General features: G+C 34.4%; 14 protein-coding genes. 2 read left to right on the top strand and 12 right to left on the bottom strand.

The window, feature by feature from the left end; translation table 11 throughout:
- Positions 1-17 precede the first annotated feature (17 nt).
- Positions 18-575 (top strand): 6-phospho-3-hexuloisomerase, encoded by a 558-nt coding sequence (gene hxlB / locus WCV66_RS08565; RefSeq protein WP_338788641.1) that lies wholly within the window; start codon positions 18-20, stop codon positions 573-575.
- Positions 576-818: 243 nt separating this feature from the next.
- Positions 819-1760, top strand: a complete 942-nt coding sequence (locus WCV66_RS08560) for a LysM peptidoglycan-binding domain-containing protein (RefSeq protein WP_338788640.1) — start codon at positions 819-821, stop codon at positions 1758-1760.
- Positions 1761-1910: 150 nt separating this feature from the next.
- On the opposite strand, the gene hxlB (WCV66_RS08555) is transcribed toward WCV66_RS08560, so the two are convergent.
- The 12 genes from hxlB (WCV66_RS08555) to WCV66_RS08500 all read right to left on the bottom strand — a co-directional run bounded on the left by hxlB (WCV66_RS08555) (position 1911) and on the right by WCV66_RS08500 (position 16778).
- Entirely contained in the window at positions 1911-2462 is a 552-nt protein-coding gene (hxlB, locus tag WCV66_RS08555; RefSeq protein ID WP_066340262.1) for a 6-phospho-3-hexuloisomerase, read from the bottom strand.
- Between the two features lie 13 nt (positions 2463-2475).
- Positions 2476-3408, bottom strand: coding sequence for a sugar phosphate isomerase/epimerase (locus WCV66_RS08550; protein ID WP_338788639.1), 933 nt, complete (start codon positions 3406-3408; stop codon positions 2476-2478).
- Between the two features lie 10 nt (positions 3409-3418).
- Positions 3419-4858 carry a PTS transporter subunit EIIC gene (locus WCV66_RS08545; RefSeq protein WP_338788638.1) on the bottom strand — a complete coding sequence of 480 codons (1440 nt, stop codon included), beginning with the start codon at positions 4856-4858 and terminating at the stop codon, positions 3419-3421.
- A complete protein-coding gene (locus tag WCV66_RS08540; RefSeq protein WP_338788636.1) occupies positions 4855-6987 on the bottom strand; it encodes a BglG family transcription antiterminator in 2133 nt (710 codons plus the stop codon). Before WCV66_RS08540 ends, WCV66_RS08545 begins: the two co-directional genes overlap by 4 nt.
- 213 nt (positions 6988-7200) lie before the next feature.
- Complete coding sequence (locus WCV66_RS08535; RefSeq protein WP_338788635.1) at positions 7201-8304, bottom strand: NAD(P)-dependent alcohol dehydrogenase; 1104 nt, start codon at positions 8302-8304, stop codon at positions 7201-7203.
- Between the two features lie 22 nt (positions 8305-8326).
- Complete coding sequence (locus WCV66_RS08530) at positions 8327-9166, bottom strand: carbohydrate ABC transporter permease (RefSeq protein ID WP_066340282.1); 840 nt, start codon at positions 9164-9166, stop codon at positions 8327-8329.
- Between the two features lies 1 nt (position 9167).
- The gene (locus WCV66_RS08525; RefSeq protein WP_338788634.1) at positions 9168-10118 is read right to left on the bottom strand and encodes a sugar ABC transporter permease; all 951 of its coding nucleotides are present in this window, start codon (positions 10116-10118) and stop codon (positions 9168-9170) included.
- A gap of 64 nt (positions 10119-10182) precedes the next feature.
- Positions 10183-11742, bottom strand: a complete 1560-nt coding sequence (locus WCV66_RS08520; RefSeq protein ID WP_338788633.1) for an extracellular solute-binding protein — start codon at positions 11740-11742, stop codon at positions 10183-10185.
- Positions 11743-12066: 324 nt separating this feature from the next.
- The gene (rhaA, locus tag WCV66_RS08515; RefSeq protein ID WP_338788632.1) at positions 12067-13320 is read right to left on the bottom strand and encodes an L-rhamnose isomerase; all 1254 of its coding nucleotides are present in this window, start codon (positions 13318-13320) and stop codon (positions 12067-12069) included.
- Positions 13321-13325: 5 nt separating this feature from the next.
- Positions 13326-14741: a rhamnulokinase gene (rhaB, locus tag WCV66_RS08510; RefSeq protein ID WP_338788630.1), complete on the bottom strand. Its 1416-nt coding sequence runs from the start codon at positions 14739-14741 to the stop codon at positions 13326-13328.
- 175 nt (positions 14742-14916) lie between these two features.
- The gene (locus WCV66_RS08505) at positions 14917-15879 is read right to left on the bottom strand and encodes an AraC family transcriptional regulator (protein WP_338788629.1); all 963 of its coding nucleotides are present in this window, start codon (positions 15877-15879) and stop codon (positions 14917-14919) included.
- A gap of 128 nt (positions 15880-16007) precedes the next feature.
- A complete protein-coding gene (locus tag WCV66_RS08500; RefSeq protein WP_338788628.1) occupies positions 16008-16778 on the bottom strand; it encodes a DeoR/GlpR family DNA-binding transcription regulator in 771 nt (256 codons plus the stop codon).
- Between the last annotated feature and the right edge of the window lie 200 nt (positions 16779-16978).

The following is a 16978-nucleotide window of genomic DNA, read 5'->3' as shown; positions in this document are numbered from 1 at the left end:
GGTTAGGTTGTAAGTTCATGGAAACATCTTACTATTTATCAAAAGTGATAGACGAGTTATCTTATTCAATCAATCAAATTTCAGATGCTGAGGCTGAAAGCTTAGTCAATATGATGACAACTTCATCAAAAGTCTTTGTTGCAGGTGCTGGAAGGTCAGGCCTTATAGCAAAATCCTTTGCTATGCGAATGATGCACATGGGGATCAACTCATATGTCATAGGAGAAACGGTAACCCCAAATGTTGAACAAAATGATTTGCTTATCATTAGTTCAGGGTCTGGAGAAACGAAAAGTTTAGTTTCAATGGCTGAAAAAGCAAAGAGTCTTGAAGCCAAATTAGCGATCGTTACAATTTTACCTGAATCAACAATTGGCAAACTAGCAGATATAACTGTGAAACTACCAGGTTCACCTAAAGATAAAGAAACAAGTCAATATATGACAATTCAGCCGATGGCATCTTTATTCGAACAAACATTGTTAGTATTCTATGATGCCCTAATCTTAAGATATATGGAGAAAAATTCATTATACTCTGACTCAATGTTTAGTAGGCATGCGAATTTAGAATAATTTTATTGATATCTCCAAAATCTCGAGTAAAAGAGATTTTTGGAGATTTTTTCTTTTTAAGAGTAGCGTTCAAAACTAATAACAAGCGTAATATGTTTCTTTTAAAGTTAGGCTTTACCATATGAAACTCTTGAATATGATCTTACGTCTAATATAGTAATACGGAAAACAACTCATAATCCTGCTATCTAAGGTAACACTTACTCCTTCCGTGTAAATTCACAAAAATATTGGAGGATTATTATGAAGAACAATAAGTTTAAGCTGTTGAAAATTGCAGTTTTAACATTAGGTTTAGCTACTACAGCTACTTTTGGACATACTCAAGCTGATGCCTCAACTATCCATGAAATTAAAAAGGGTGATACGATATATAGTCTTGCTAAAGCAAGTCATCTCTCAGTTTCACAATTCATGCAAGTAAATAATCTTACTTCTACAACCATTACGATTGGCGAAAAGCTTATCATTCCAACTACGATTACAATTAAAAAAGGCGACACGTTATACAGCATTGCAAAGAAATACGATACAACTGTCTCACAACTAAAACATATAAATCAGCTTACTTCTAATACGATCTACACTAGTGAAAAACTAATCATTCCTACAAATGTTATTGTTAAAAAAGGGGATACACTTTATCGCATTGCAAAGAATTACGGACTAACTGTTAGTGAGTTAAAGGCAATAAACAGTTTAACCTCAAACACTATTTTGATCGGCCAAAAACTGATCGTAGCTAAGAATGGAAAAATGGAGTCTGTTGACGAAAATTATGATGCTTCAAAAGTAAGTGTAGAAGTAACAGTTAATAATGACTTTACTTTTGACGCTGAAGAACCAAGAAGATTCATTGTCCAATACACAAAAAATGATTCCTATTTTTCAAGAATTGAAGTATTAGATTCAAAAGCGAACATGGTTGATGTTAAGGAAAATTCAATTGCCTATTTAAAAGGAAACAAGATAACTGAATACTCAACTAAACGGATTAGTCACCCATTTTATCAAAATGCCGAATTTTTTCTCCATGGAACTAATAGCAAAACACAAACAAATATTGTCGTAAAAGAGATCGATGGAAAATTAATCAGGTTTACGATCCATTATCTAAATGAGGAAGCTTCTGAAGGAATTACTCCGCATATGATTGATATTTTGAATACAACAAAGGTAAAGTAAGTTCATTTGCTGACAACTAAAATTGGTAACTTACTCCTATCTTCCCCTTAGAGAAATCACAGAATATGGATATTATCCAAATTATAGAGCCTAAGCCTTTTCAAATCAGGCTTAGGCTCATTATTATGATTCGTCTAATTTAAAACCTTATTATTCTAGATTCGTATGATAAACTTCCATTGCTTCTTCTGAGACTGAAAGTTTCTCTTTTAATTTTACGACAATTAACTCAAATAGCAGTAGCTGCGCCTGCTCAAATAAAGCCCCCATCGGTTGAGGTGATGTCCGTTTATGAATATCATCTTTCATAGTTTGTGCTTCAATGTGAACAAGCTGATCTACATATTGCAATAAAGGTGATTCGTTAGAAGCTGTCATAAAAACGACTCTTGCATTCTCTGCCTTTACGATTTTCAAAAGGGCTTCAACAGTTGATAAATAACCCGTTCCAGAACTTGATATAAACAAATCTCCAGTTTGGATTCTTTGTGTTGTGACATCCCCAACAACGTGTACATCTAATCCTAAATGCATCAACCGCATCGCAAATGCTTGTAGCATCAATCTTTCTCTTCCAAGTCCATATAAAAATATTTTACGAGCCTGAGAAATTTCGGCAATAAACCCTTGAATATCTTCATCTTTAATCGATGAAAATGCAGTCTTTAATTCTTCTAGCATCAAAGATTTAAGTTGTTCCATTATAAGTCCCTCCTTATATATAGCCTTTATTGCTCAAAGCTGTTTTCCAATAATCTACGCTATCTTTCATTTCTTTTAAAACAAGCTTATCATCTTGTTCGAAAGGATGACCAATTTCAAGCAGGAGAATAACTTCATCTTTTTTAGTCTTTTCAAGGGAATCAAATAATTTAGTTGGATTAATAGTACCAATCTTATTATTTTGTTCTGTAAATGCCCAATGGCGGTCTAAGCGACCATCGGTTTGTTGCAGGTGAATAATTGGAATATGATCATATAGTGATTCGATCCATTGATATGGATTTCTATCATCTTTGCTAAGAATAGGGTTTGTCGTATGCCCAACGTCAAAACAAAGGGAAAATGTTGCTGCCTCCTCTCCTGCTAGATCATTTATTTTTTCAATAAAATCTTTAGTATCTTTGATTGTGATCGATCCTTCACGTTCTACTGGTGTTGCTTCCCAGTAAAAATCCATCACACCATATTTTTTTGCCTTTTTTAGTAGATTGATTAATGATTCTTCCGCATTAGCTTGTATGATGCTATTCTCATTGTTTTTATTTAAGAAAGTAGCAATATCCATTCCACCAAATGGCCCTCCAGTTGCGTTACATCCTAATCTTTGTGTAACAGCAAATGCCTTTTCAAACCAATCGATGCCGTCTAACCTTCCTTCCAGTAATGGATGGTATAGAAGATTGTGTGAATAAATTGATAGTCCTGTAAATGTTGAATGAAGAGTTACATTATTTTTATCACATTCATAGCGTACAAGATCACAATATTTAGTAATAAATTCGTTTGTTGATCTCGGATCTATTTGATCAAAAGAAAATTGAATAATATCTAAACCTAGTTCCTCTTTTACTAATCGAACCCAGTCTGCTGGATGAGCCCAACGTTTAATTGTAAATCCTGTTGAAATCCCCAATTTTACGTTCATTTTTCACCGCCTATTTATTATTAGTAAACTTTTCTGCTGCTTTTAATTTTTCAACAACTTGATCATACTCTTGAAAGTTAGTAAAAGATTGAAGAGAGTAGTAGATTTTACCTGGAGCAGCTTCTTGCACTTTTTTCAAAAATGCTTGATGACAAATAATTAAATCAACGTTAGAGTCAATATCCTGAAGCGATGTATTATTTACATCAATTTCTAAACTAGCGAGTTTTAGCTTTTTTCTTAGCATTGCAGCCCCCATTGAACTTGATCCCATACCTGCTTCACAAACAAATAAAACCCTTTTTATTTGTTTGTGAGAATCAATTGCTTCAATCTCATTTATTTTCAATTCCGATTTTTTAATCTCGATTGTATGTTTGACTTTCGAAAAATGGTCGATATTTTGTAATGTATTTATCGTGGCCATTTGTGTTTCAAACTCTTGATCTATTGAACTAAGCGAAGAACGACCTAAAATAGCATATGATAACAGAAATGATACAATAGCCGAAATGAATATTCCAATGATTATACCTGGTATATCAGCTCTCGGGCTCATCCCAATAAGTGTAACAATACTGCCTGGAGAAGGAATGGATACTAATCCAACATTAAACTTTTGGAATACCAAATTTCCTGATATTCCACCTCCAATTACAGCAAAAAGCAATTTCCAATTTTGTAATACATATGGAAAATAGATTTCATGAATTCCACCTATTGATTGTATTGCAATCGAAAGCTTAATTGACTTTCTTTTCCCACGAACTGCCCTAAAAAAATACGCTAATAAAACGCCAAAACCAGGGCCTGGATTTGACTCCAATAGGAAAAAAATAGACTTTCCTAGCTCCTTTGCTTGCTGGATTCCTAATGGAGTTAAAACCCCATAATTAATGACATTGTTAAAGAAAAACACTTTTGCTGGCTCTATAATCACTGCAGTTAACGGTAACCATCCCGAATAAATAACCGATTGTACCATGCTATTTATAAATTTTATTCCTGCTGATAATGTTTGCCCTACATATAAAAAGCAGATGATTGTTAAAAAAACACCGACAATCCCAGTTATCACATTTGAAATTAATAACTCGAAACCAATTGGTATTCTATCTTTTAATTGTCGTTCAATTCTATTTACGACAAAACCAGTAAATGGACCAATTATCATGGCACCGATAATAATTGGTACTGAACTCGCTAATGTTAATCCATAAACAACTAAAGCAGCAACCACTGCACCACGCCCACCTCCTATTAACCTTCCTCCTGAATAGGCTAATAGAATAGGTAATAGTGTCTCATAAATTGGGTTAACAAGAAGTAGGATTCTGTCATTATAAAAATACCCATAAATTCCGAATAACTCGTGAATAACCCCAACTGCAATAATGACTGCAATGTTTTGATAAATGATTGCACTGAGTAATTGTCCAAATTTCCTCATTTAGTGCTAGACTCCTTTATTAAGGCCTTTACTTTTGTGAAAAAAGCATTTGATAAAAGAGATTCCACTTCAATTTTTATTTCTTTTTCTGATCCTTTCAAAAGTACATGAAGGAATGACTCTTCTATTAAATTAGCACTTATTACACTAATCATTTCTATATGTTCTTTCGTAGCATCAACAGGTGCAGCTAACAATAACAAAGTTTGAATTTCAAATCCATCCCAAATGGTTGAACCATTAAAATGGAAAACCCCAAGAAGTAGTTCACTCACACCTGATGTTTTTGAGTGGACCATCGCTAAATTATCTAAGACAAATGTCCCCTGCTTTTCTCTCCTTTCTAAATCCAGCAAGACTTGTTTTGGATTTACTACGATTGAAGTATTACTTAATAGTTCTGTTACGTTTTTTAAGTTTCCTGAACTCGCTGGTAATTCGAAAACAGAGAGATTCCTCAAGATTTGGACCATTCCTTCTCCATACCTTGCCGATCCTACCATCGATAACGTATTCGGTGGTTCTATATTATCCTTCGATACTCCTTCATTTTTCATTGTAAGCGATCCTAATTTGTTATAAATTAGTTTGATCTCATCGTCACTCAAGAATGGAGAGACTAGTATATAATGATCAGGATGTAAAAATGGTAATGAAACAGTCGAAATAATGATCTGATCAATTATGAGATTGTTGAGCTTATCCTTAAGTTCAGTTAATGATAAAATAGAGTCAATTTGGAGATTAGCTATCTCCTTTTCCACTTTAGATGCTAAATAAGTAGATGTTCCCATTCCACTTGCGCAAACAATTACTGCTTTATAAATATGTTTTGTATGTTCTTTCATCCTAATGGCTGATGCACCAATGTGAACAGCTAAATAACCAATTTCATCTTCTGGTATATCTTTTCCTATCTTGGTAGATATCGTAACCCCTGCTTTTTGGCACGCTGAAAAAATATCAGGATAGCGTTCTTTAATATCTTTCAACATTGGATTATGAATTTGCAAGCCTAATCTTAATCGATTTACAGAGGGAACTAGGTGTGCCAGCAATCCTTCAAAAAGAGATAAATCTTCTTTAAGTGAAATTGAAAGCTCTTTTTCAGCAGCATGAATAAAACTTTGCGTTAAATCATACCATTCGATATCGTTATCACTGTTAAAGGTTGAAGAATTATATTGTTGAGAAAAATTAGCCCCAAACAAATGGAGTGTAATATAACTAATTTCACTTTTAGGAATCGAAATATTTAAGATACTCTCTAATTTTTGGACAATTTGTATTGCGACAATATACTCTTCCATTGTTTCAATCTCAGGCAATATACTTTCGTCTTCACAAGCATAATTGGCCTGATGATCAATTCTTTCTATCGCTAATATAAGATGTACAATTAAATTGACATAACTTCGATCAGACAACTCAATAACAGTTTGAGAGTCAAGAACTTCTTTTACAGCATGTTCTACCTTTAAAATATTAGAAGTTTCTACAAATTTTCGTAATCGCTTACAAACTGATTGATTAAGTTGACTGCTTTCAATTGTTTTTCCCTCCTGTTCTGAAAGTTGAAATAACTCAAACCACTCTTCAAAGGTTATATCTTTATGAAGAAGTTTAGATAACGCAGATCTTTTGTCATTTTCTAGCCCAGCAATCAAAACACCAAATCCTGCTTTTCGAATTATCGTTAAATTATTTCTCTTACATGTAGATTCTAGCTTATCTAAATCGTTACTAATTGTGGCTTCAGTAACTCCATATTTATTACTCAACAAAAAATACTTAATGGGTTCAGTGGCAATAAGTAAGTCAAATAACATACCTTCTTGTCTTTCCTCAGGGGAATAAATTTGAAATGTATTTGCCTTTAACATTGTTTTATCAAGCAAAGCTTTGTCTTCAAGATTACCATCAATCATAATACCAGAGCCCATCTTACTTACAACTTTCAAATTAAACTCTTCTAAGATTGATTTTAAAGCGGAAACTTCCCTCTGGATCGTTCTTGTACTTAATTTTAACTGGGAAGATATTTGTTTATAGGAAACAGGTTTAGTTGTAAATAATAGTGTCCGTAGTAATGATTCCTGTCTTGAGCTAAGTAATTGAATTTTACTCATTCTATCTCCCCTTTTCATAGAATTTTAAGTTTTTAGAATATTATTTATGCCCTATTATATATTAAACTTAAAATCTATGAAAACAGGAATATTAATAGATTAATTAAATAGATAGACTAACACTTTACACTCACTAGTACTTTTTGGTTGTGATAACCCCACCTATTAATCCTTTATATCTAGAACTCTACGATTCTTTCCATGCATTTGACTTTACTCTTCAATAATCCCATTTGGATAAACGATTACTTTTAGACTTGCTTTTTTATTTAATCGTGCTCTTTCCATGGCCGCCTTTGTTTCTTCTAAGGAATAACGATCTGTAATCAAGCTTTTTAAATCAGTCGATTTTAATTGTAAGAACTCAATTCCTTGAGGATATGTGTTTGAATAACGGAAAACACCAAAAATATCAAGCTCATTGTCTGCTATTAATGGAACATTAAGACCGATTTCATCTTGTGGCGGGAGTCCGATAATAGCCATTTTCCCACCACGTTTGACAGCTTGAAGAGCAGATTTTAACGCCTTAGGATTTCCAGCGGTTTCAAAAGCAACGTCAACACCTTTACCGTTTGTAATGTTAAAAATCTCTTCATTTGGATCGTTTTCTAATACATTGATTACATGAGTTGCACCTAACTTTTTTGCAGCTTCTAGACGATTAGCTTCTAAATCTGTGACAATGATTTTTGCAGCTCCAAAGGCTTTAACTGCAGCAATTGCAGTCAAACCAACAGGTCCCATCCCCATAATTGCTACAGTTGAACCAGGTTGAAGCTTAGAACGTTTGGCCGCATGTATACCTACTGAAAATGGTTCAACCAATGAAGCCTCTTCAAACGAAAGATCATCTGGAATAGGAAATAAAAAATCTTCACGATGTTTAATATACTGCACAAATGCTCCATCTACTGGGGGAGTTGCTAAAAATTGAACATCTGGACAAAGATTATATCTTCCCTCTTTACAATAATCGCATCTGCCACAAGTAATTCCTGGTTCAATAGCCACACGATCTCCGACTTTAACTTTTGTAACATTCTCACCGACCTCTGCTACAATTCCTGCGCATTCATGACCGAGAATAATTGGCTTTTCTACAACGTAACGACCAATTTTCCCATGTTCATAATAATGAATGTCCGAACCGCAAACACCAACAGCCATTACCTTAACTAATACTTCCTCACCCAGAACCTTTGGAACTGCGACCTCTTTTATTTCAATATCAAATGGCTTATTCATTACTGCTGCTTTCATTACATTTGGTACTTCGATTTTTTCTATCGGTCTTTCTTTATTTTGAATACTCATATCCATTCTCCTTTTGATTATTCTATTTGACAGCTCCCATAGACAGTCCTTGAACAAGGTATTTTCTGACTGCTAAACCTGCAATAACCATTGGTGTAATAATAACTGTTCCTGTTGCCATTGCTTGCCCCCACGCAATACCATTTTGTGTGATTAATAGAGAAGCTGCTACAGGCACTGTTTGTGTGTCATGTCCTGAAAACACAGAAGCAAACATAAAGTCATTCCATGAAAACATTAAGCATAAAATACCTGTTGCAACCAAACCTGGTGCTACTGGTGGAAGGGCAATTCTCCAAAATGCTTGGAAACGGCTGCACCCGTCAATCATTGCAGCCTCTTCTAATGCTTGAGGAACTTCTTTAAAGAAGACCATCATCATCCATAAAGCAAATGGTAGATTAAAAGTAGTATAGGCAAAAAGAAGACCTGGCATTGTACCAATTAAACCTAGATTTGAAAACATTAAGTAGAGCGGTAAAATAACAGCTGGAATTGGTGCCATACGGGTACTAATGATCCAGAAAGACAAGGCCTTTTCATTTTTAAAATTCCCTCTTGCTAAGGCAAACCCACCTAAAGTACCTAATACTAAAGAAATAATGGTTGAGAGTACTGATGCAATGACACTATTACTTAAAAAGCTAAAAAAGTTCCCTTCTTCTGAAAACATGAATTTAAATGTTTCAAAATTTGGCTTAAAGAAAAACTTAGGAGGCATCGAAAACATTCCCGCTTCGGTTTTTACTGATGACATGACCATCCAGACAATTGGGAGGAGCGCCCAAACTAATGCTAGTGTTACAATTGTATAAAGAAATGTATTCTTAACAGTTTTTTTCACATGATTTGGTACAGCCATGTTACTCGTCTCCTTTCGTCATGAAATTTACGAATTGTTTTCCTAAGAATATGGTCGCAAACAACATCGTTAATCCTAATGCAGCTGCTGCACCAAAATCCTGGAATTTAAAAGCCACTTCCATTAAATAGAAACCTATTACTTTGGTAGAATCAGCAGGACCACCTTCTGTTGTGATTTTAATTGTATCGACAAAGCGGAGAATATCCATTGAACGGATTAGTAATGCAACTAAAATTGTTCTTGAAACAAGCGGGAACACGACTTTAATTAAACGTTGCATATAATTTGCACCATCAACTTGAGCAGCTTCTAGTGGTTCTTTTGGTAAGGATTGAAGCCCTGCTAATACAATCATGGTAATCAACGGAGTCCATTCCCAAACATCCATTAATATTACAGCCGCTAACGCTGTTTTTACGTCTCCCAATATTTGGACATCAATACCTACAAGACTCAATAACCAAGCATAAAGTCCATATGTTGAATTCAAAAGGAAACGTCCTAGTAAACCTGCTACAATCGGGGCAACAAAGATTGGAATCATCCACAATGTAACAACTAGATTCCTTCCTTTTGGTAACTCATAGATTGCTAAAGCAATTCCTACGCCAATCATAACTTCTAGTAATAATCCGACAACAGCGAAAATAAGTGTACGTCCCCATGATGCCCAGAACGTGTCATTTATTAGTACCTTCTTCCAGTTGGTAATCCCATTAAATGTAGGCTGATCTGATGAGATCATAAAGTCCATGTAACTGGCATAAATCAAATAAAGGAAAGGAAAAATACTGATAATTGCTAAAATAATTATCGATGGGAGAATCATCCAATGCTCTGTTTTGTATTTTTTTATGTTTAATAGATTAAGAAAAGAAGTTGACTTTTCCTTTTTATAGTTAGTTTGGTTGCTATCTTTTAATTTTGAATATTCCGCATTTGTTCTCAAAGCATTTTCACTTCCTTTCTTTTAAGGAAAGATAGGAGAAATCCTCCTATCTTTCAGACATACATTAATTTCCTGTTGCTTGATCACTTTGTTTAGCAATTTCTTCAACTGTTTCCTCTGGAGTTTGTTGATCTGCTAACATTTTCGATAATTCAGTGAAAATAAATGTATCTATTTGTGGCCATTGAGGAACTTTAGGTCTCATGTACACATTTTCTTCTTTCCAAGCCTCTAACGTAACTTTCATTGGTAATAAGTTTGGCATTTGTTTTGATTCTTCAGTACCTGCTTGCATACCTTTTTGTACCTCTTCAATATCATAAACAGAATGACGTGTTGGCGTTGAACCACCCACCTCTGATTTTAAGATCATATATTGTGCTTGAGGCGAGGTTGCCCATACAAGGAATAACCATGCTGCTTTCTTTTCTTCATCAGTTCCATATTTGTTAATACCTATACCTGTTCCACCGTATGAATGTGCTTGACGAACATCACCTTTTGGTAATGATGCCCACGATACTTTTCCCACAACTTTGGATGAATCTGGGTTTTCGAACATAGATGAGAACTCATGCCATTCTGGAGCCATCGCAATATCACCAGCTGCAAAACCTTCTCCTAATCCAGACCAATCCCAAGAAGTACTTCCTGGTGCTGAAACATCAATGATTTTTTTATAAAGTTCAGCAGACTTTTTTGCAGCATCTGAAGTCATTGCAGATTTTCCTGGATTTGATTTACCTACTGCCCCTAATTCTGTATCTTCGAAATAATCTCCACCATATCCAGCGAGGATATTACTATAGTCATTCATTAAGGAGTCATGTTGCTTTGCTTGGTGTCCCGCACCATATTTTACTTCAGTGATTTCACCAGCAGCTGCTTTTTCTGTTATCCACTTAGCAGCTTCATAATATTGTTCCCAAGTTAAATTAGGTCCTGGTGTCCAATCAAATCCTTTATCAGCCATAAATTCGTCTTTATATTTTTCAAATACGTCTTTACGATATGCTAAAACCATTGTTGGGTTATCATATGGTAATGCGTAAAGTGCTTCCGTATCCCCCATGTATCCATTAACTTCTAATTGACTCGGGATGAAATCTTCTAAGCCGCCAGGGATAGCAGGCATTGTTTTCTCATCAATAAATGCATTTAAGTCTACAAAATGTTGTGAATGCTTTGCTAAGATTTGATATGGATCCGCATAGATTACATGATATTTCGCTGATTTTGCATTAAAATCAAGGCTTGTTTTTTCAACTACTGTTCCTAAATCACTTTGTTCAATATTCACTTTAATTCCTGTTACATCTTCAAATAAATTGATGTTTGCAGCAAGTGCGGATGAGGGTGGAGTGTTTTCAGTGATAACATTTAACTCCACTCCTTCAAACTGCTTCCAATCAAAACCTTCTGGAGCTGTAATTTTAGGTAAACCTTCAACCCATCCATCAAACGGTGCATCAACTTGTACTTCAGTGTTAATGTTTTCTGCATTTTTCGCCTTTGTATCAGATGGCTTTTGAGAATTAGTTGAAGATGTTGATGAACAAGCTGTCAAAACCATTGAAATGATTGCCAAAAATACAATCATTTTAAATAAAATATCCCTTTTCATTCCATATCCCCCTTAGAAATTTTTATGTATTTTGAATACGTTTTCATTATATGGTGATGAAAACAAACATTAAAGACTAAGATGTCATAGTTTTGTCACAATCAGAAAATGCCATTATTTTGTCATAACAACTTTTTAGTTAAACATTATTAAAACACATTATTTTCACGATATAAATCATCATTTTAAGTATATTTATATATTTAAAATTCATGTAATAATTGCAGGGTGTTTCATTTGTTTTCTATGAAAAGTTAATAAAAAGCTTTTCTTGTCATCAAAAAAAGGCTTAAACCGTATAAGTGGTCTAAGCCCTTTTGCAATTTATCTATTAGATAAAACTTCCTTTTCATACTTCTTCACATCTTCTAACCAAGTTTCTTTTACTGGAACACCCATTTGCTCACAGTAGTAATCCCAAATTGCTCCGAAAGGATATGTTTTGAACTCCTCAATTAGTGCTAATCTTTCAGTGAAGTTTCCTTCTTCTTGTAATTGTTTTAAATGATCATTCGGTACAAGCATTGCATTCAGTAAGGATTTAATCATGTTACGTGTTCCAATTGTCCATGCTGCAACACGGTTAATACTTGCGTCAAAGAAGTCTAGACCAATCATGACTTTTTCTAATGCATCATTACGAACGATTTCTAGAGCAATTTCCTTTAACTCATCATCTAGTGTAACAACATGATCACTGTCCCAACGAACTGGTCTTGATACATGTAGTGCTAGTTTGTCACTGTATAGAAGCATCGCAGAAATTTTATTTGATACCATTTCTGTTGGATGATAATGTCCAGTATCTAGTAGACATAGTTTGTTATTTTTTAAGGCATAGCCTAAATAAAATTCGTGTGAGCCGACAACATATGATTCAGAACCGATACCGAATAACTTACTTTCTACTGCATCGATATTATATTGTTCATCAATTTCTTCTTCAAAGATTTTATCTAAAGATTCTTTTAAACGTACTCTTGGTGTAAGACGATCACTAGGTACATCTTTATAGCCATCTGGAATCCAAATGTTTGTTAAAGTCGGTGTTCCTAATTCTTTCCCGAAGTATTCAGCAATTTTACGGCTTGCAATACAATGGTTAATCCAGAATTCTCTAATCTCTTGATCTGGATGTGATAAAGTTAGGCCATCAGCAGACTTTTCATGTGAAAATAACGTTGGGTTAAAATCAAGACCTAATCCGTTTTCCTTAGCCCAGTTTACCCAGTTTTCAAAGTGCTTAGGTTCGAGCTTGTCTCTTTCTACTACTTCACCGTTTGTTTCAGCATAGATCGCATGCAAGTTCACACGGTGCTTCCCCGGAATAAGCGTAAGAGCTTTTTCTAAATCACTTCTCAACTCTTCTGGTGTTCTTGCTTTACCAGGATAGTTTCCTGTTACATCAATTCCACCAGATAATTCACCTTTGTTTACTTCAAAACCGCCAACATCATCACCTTGCCAGCAATGAATTGAAATTGGTACTTGTTTTAACTTTTCTAAAGCTTCATCAACGTTGATGCCCCATTTTTCGTATTCTTTCTTTGCTAATTCATAACTTTGTTTAATTGACATATCTCTCATCCTCTCACAAATGATTGTTTGTAGGTTTTAACCTCAAATGAATTTTTAATAATCGTTCTAGCTTGTGAAATATCCTTAATTTCTCCAAGAGCCATAAGCTGGGCCACAATATTGCCAATTGCAGTTGCTTCTATCGGCCCTGCAACAACCTCTTTATTGGTCACATCAGCGATGATTTGATTTAACATTTCATTCTGACAGCCTCCGCCAATGACATTTACCTTAGGGAATTTCTTTTCGAAAATTTCTTCTATTTCATTGATAGCATGTTTATAGCTCTCTACCAAACTTTCATACACACATTTTGCAATTTGCCCAGGAGTTTGGGGCACTTGTTGATTTGTTTCTTTACAGTAGTTTTGAATTTCTTCAATCATATTTTCTGGTTTCAAGAAACGATCATCATCAACATTCACAATTGAGTTGAATTCTTTCTCTGAGCGAGCTAGGTCAACTAATTCAGCAAATGTGTATTTGTCGTTGTAATTCCTTTTTACTTCCTGGATCATCCAAAGTCCCATGATATTCTTTAGAAAACGGAAACGATAGTCGATTCCACCTTCATTCGTAAAGTTGTATTCGAGAGCTTTAGGGACACAAATTGGGAAGCGATTTTCAACGCCAATTAATGACCATGTACCAGAGCTTATATAAATCGTATCCTCTAATTCAGGGACAGATATTACAGCTGATCCTGTATCATGTGTAGCAGGAAGAACAACCTTCATATCAAAGCCAAATTCGGATACAAGTTCTTCAGAAAGGGTTCCTAACACCGTTTTTGGTGTTTTAATATCCTGGAACATCTCTTTATTTATCCCCAATTTGTCCAATAATTCATGATCCCACTTTTTCGTAAATGCATTCACTAGTTGTGTCGATGTTGCATTCGTGTATTCGTTTGCTTTTTTACCAGTTAGTAAAAAGTTAAAATACTCTGGAATCATAAGAAACGCTTTCGCTTTTTTTAGAACCTCTGGAGACTTCTGTTTTAGCGCATATAATTGATAAATCGTGTTAAATTTTTGGAATTGAATACCTGTTTCAAGGTAAAGCTTTTCCTTTGGAATCACCTTGAAAACCTCTTCCATTATTCCATCTGTTCTAGGATCGCGATATGCTACCGCATCTGTTAATGGCTTATTATTTTCATCTAATAAGACAAAGTCAACAGCCCAAGTATCGATGCCAATACTTTCTGGCTTAACATCTAAATCCTTGCATTTATTTATTCCAGCTTTTATTTCATTGAATAATTTGTCTACATCCCAACAATAATGCTCACCCTTCTGAACAATATTGTTTTCAAATCGATGAATTTCGTTTAATTGCAGCTTTCCATTTTCAAGATGCCCAAGAATTAATCTCCCACTTGATGCACCAATATCAACTGCTAAGCTATATTTGCTCATTATCTTCACCCTCTTTATTGAAAACGTTTGCCTATTTACATAATAGAACAAATAAATAGAAGATCCAATAACGTAATTCAACTATTTCATTGTCCTTATTTGCACTTCTCTCCTCTAAGGATATAAAAGCTATATTTCCTCTATAAACTTGAAAGATAGGAACTTTCCATCAAAATTATTTAAGCATTTTCTCTCTAAACTGCTTAGGTGTATAACCGTATTTGCCTTTAAACACACGATAAAAATAGCTAATATTTTCATACCCTACCTGCTCGATAATTGTAGTAATAGAGAGCGAGGTATTTTCTAATAATTCCTTTGCGACACTTAGTTTTTTCTCTTGAAGTAGTTCTTTAAATGTAAAATTAGTCGCCTTTTTAATTTGCTTACTTAACGTATAGTGTGGCTGATTTAGTTTATCTGCCAATTGATATAATGTAGCATGTTTAAATTGCTCTTCTATATATTTTAAGGACTCTACAATTGTTCGATGTTTATGTGAATCCTCCTTATATTTCACCTTGTCAGAATGCTTAATGAGTTCTACCATTAAAAGGCCCATGTATAGTTTGATCGTCGATTCAGACATAATAGAGGGATTCATAATTTCCAGAATTATTTTCCCAATCAACTCTTGAATACTTACTACTTCTGATACAGCAAAATAAAGATATTGACCATTTTGCGTTCGGTTAAATAAACTATTAATTAGGAAATTACTTATTAAGTTTTCTGTTGTTAAATAGGAAAAGATAAAAGAAAAGAATTCGGGCCTGATAATAAAATTAATGATGATATCCTCTTCACCACATGCCTCTAGCTCGTGCTCAATATGTTGATTTAAAAAGAGTAGATCCCCTTTTTTTAAGGTAAACCGTTCATTTCCAACTGTTTGCTTAAGCATTCCATTAAAAACATAATTTACTTCAATATAATTGTGTTTATGTTTTGGAAAATCAACAAATCTCGTATGCTTACGTACCATAATCATTGTATTTTGCTTTAGGAATTTCTCACTTTCAACGACAAAATGATCCTGACTTGTGTATAGTTCCTTTTTTACTTCATTTTGTTGTTGAAGCATCAGTTTTTCCTCACTATTTAATTGAAGTAATTCTTGTAAAAGGTCAGAATTCATGATCATGCCTCACGATTTTCTTTGTTGATTTTTTAGAAAAAGAGGCTGACTAATTTAGGTCCGCCCTCTCTTTTAACACTATTTTAATCAGGTTGGGGAAGCTTCCTCTTCACCTGAGTCCTCCGCTTTTACGGACTAACCCCAACAGTTTGGATCTTTACACCTTTTTCTTCTAATGCCCTACTATAGGCTTCATCAAGATTTGAATCTGTAAGTACATAACTAACTTGCCCAATCTCAGTAATATGAGCAAAGGTTCGCACGCCAAACTTAGTAGAATCAGCCATTAGAATGGTTTGATCAGATATTAACATCATTTGTCTTTTCAGTAACGCCTGCCATTCATTTGAATCACTTAATCCACCTTCAATGTGTACTCCTTTACAGGAAATAAACGCCTTGTTCACATGATACATGTTAAGTGACCTTTCAGCTAAAGGGCCAACATATGATAATGATTTTGGTAGAAGCATACCTCCAGTTGAGATTACTTTTACCTGCTCTTTTTTACTGAGTTCCACTGCCACTTTTATTGAGTTAGTGATAACAGTTAATGGAACATCTGGCATTTCCTTTGCCATATACCATGCAGTTGTACTTGCATCTAAAGCAATTTGCTCACCAGGTTTAATGAGTTTTACCGCTTCTATTGCAATAGATTTCTTTTCCAGTGAGTTTGTTATTTCTCTTTCTGTATAAGAAACCTCTGATTGCTCATCTTGAATACTAACTGCACCACCATGGCTTCGGCGCAGTAAATTTTCTTTTTCTAATTTCTCGAGATCACGTCTAATTGTTTCTTCGGTTACTTTAAATGCCTTACTTAACTCAGTTACTCTTACACTTAGTTTTTCATTTACAACTTCAACAATTTTACGATGTCTTTCTGCTACAAGCATCTGTATTCATACCCTCCCAGTTACTCACAATGAGGAAATAATATTATGAGATTTGAGCTTACGTGCTAAAAGTTATTCTTCCGCTTGTAGGCTCTAAATAAATATTATCACATAGTAAACAATTAACGCATAGTCCCTTGTCAACGTCGTAAGTAAAGCGTTTTCATATTATTGGTTATATTTATTTTCATCTCTTAATT

The organism is Metabacillus rhizosphaerae (genome assembly GCF_037201795.1).
Classification (GTDB): domain Bacteria; phylum Bacillota; class Bacilli; order Bacillales; family Bacillaceae; genus Metabacillus; species Metabacillus rhizosphaerae.
Note: the sequence above shows the minus strand (reverse complement) of the source record. Positions and strands in the feature narration are given on the sequence as shown.

Bases quoted from the DNA above. Each gene is read 5' to 3' on its own strand.
- WCV66_RS08520 (WP_338788633.1), bottom strand. From the start codon at position 11,742: ATGAAAAGGGATATTTTATTTAAAATGATTGTATTTTTGGCAATCATT.
- WCV66_RS08540 (WP_338788636.1), bottom strand. From the start codon at position 6,987: ATGAGTAAAATTCAATTACTTAGCTCAAGACAGGAATCATTACTACGG.
- hxlB (WP_066340262.1), bottom strand. From the start codon at position 2,462: ATGGAACAACTTAAATCTTTGATGCTAGAAGAATTAAAGACTGCATTT.
- WCV66_RS08535 (WP_338788635.1), bottom strand. From the start codon at position 8,304: ATGAGTATTCAAAATAAAGAAAGACCGATAGAAAAAATCGAAGTACCA.
- WCV66_RS08560 (WP_338788640.1), top strand. From the start codon at position 819: ATGAAGAACAATAAGTTTAAGCTGTTGAAAATTGCAGTTTTAACATTA.
- WCV66_RS08500 (WP_338788628.1), bottom strand. From the start codon at position 16,778: ATGCTTGTAGCAGAAAGACATCGTAAAATTGTTGAAGTTGTAAATGAA.
- WCV66_RS08530 (WP_066340282.1), bottom strand. From the start codon at position 9,166: ATGGCTGTACCAAATCATGTGAAAAAAACTGTTAAGAATACATTTCTT.
- WCV66_RS08545 (WP_338788638.1), bottom strand. From the start codon at position 4,858: ATGAGGAAATTTGGACAATTACTCAGTGCAATCATTTATCAAAACATT.
- WCV66_RS08550 (WP_338788639.1), bottom strand. From the start codon at position 3,408: ATGAACGTAAAATTGGGGATTTCAACAGGATTTACAATTAAACGTTGG.
- hxlB (WP_338788641.1), top strand. From the start codon at position 18: ATGGAAACATCTTACTATTTATCAAAAGTGATAGACGAGTTATCTTAT.
- rhaA (WP_338788632.1), bottom strand. From the start codon at position 13,320: ATGTCAATTAAACAAAGTTATGAATTAGCAAAGAAAGAATACGAAAAA.
- WCV66_RS08505 (WP_338788629.1), bottom strand. From the start codon at position 15,879: ATGAATTCTGACCTTTTACAAGAATTACTTCAATTAAATAGTGAGGAA.
- rhaB (WP_338788630.1), bottom strand. From the start codon at position 14,741: ATGAGCAAATATAGCTTAGCAGTTGATATTGGTGCATCAAGTGGGAGA.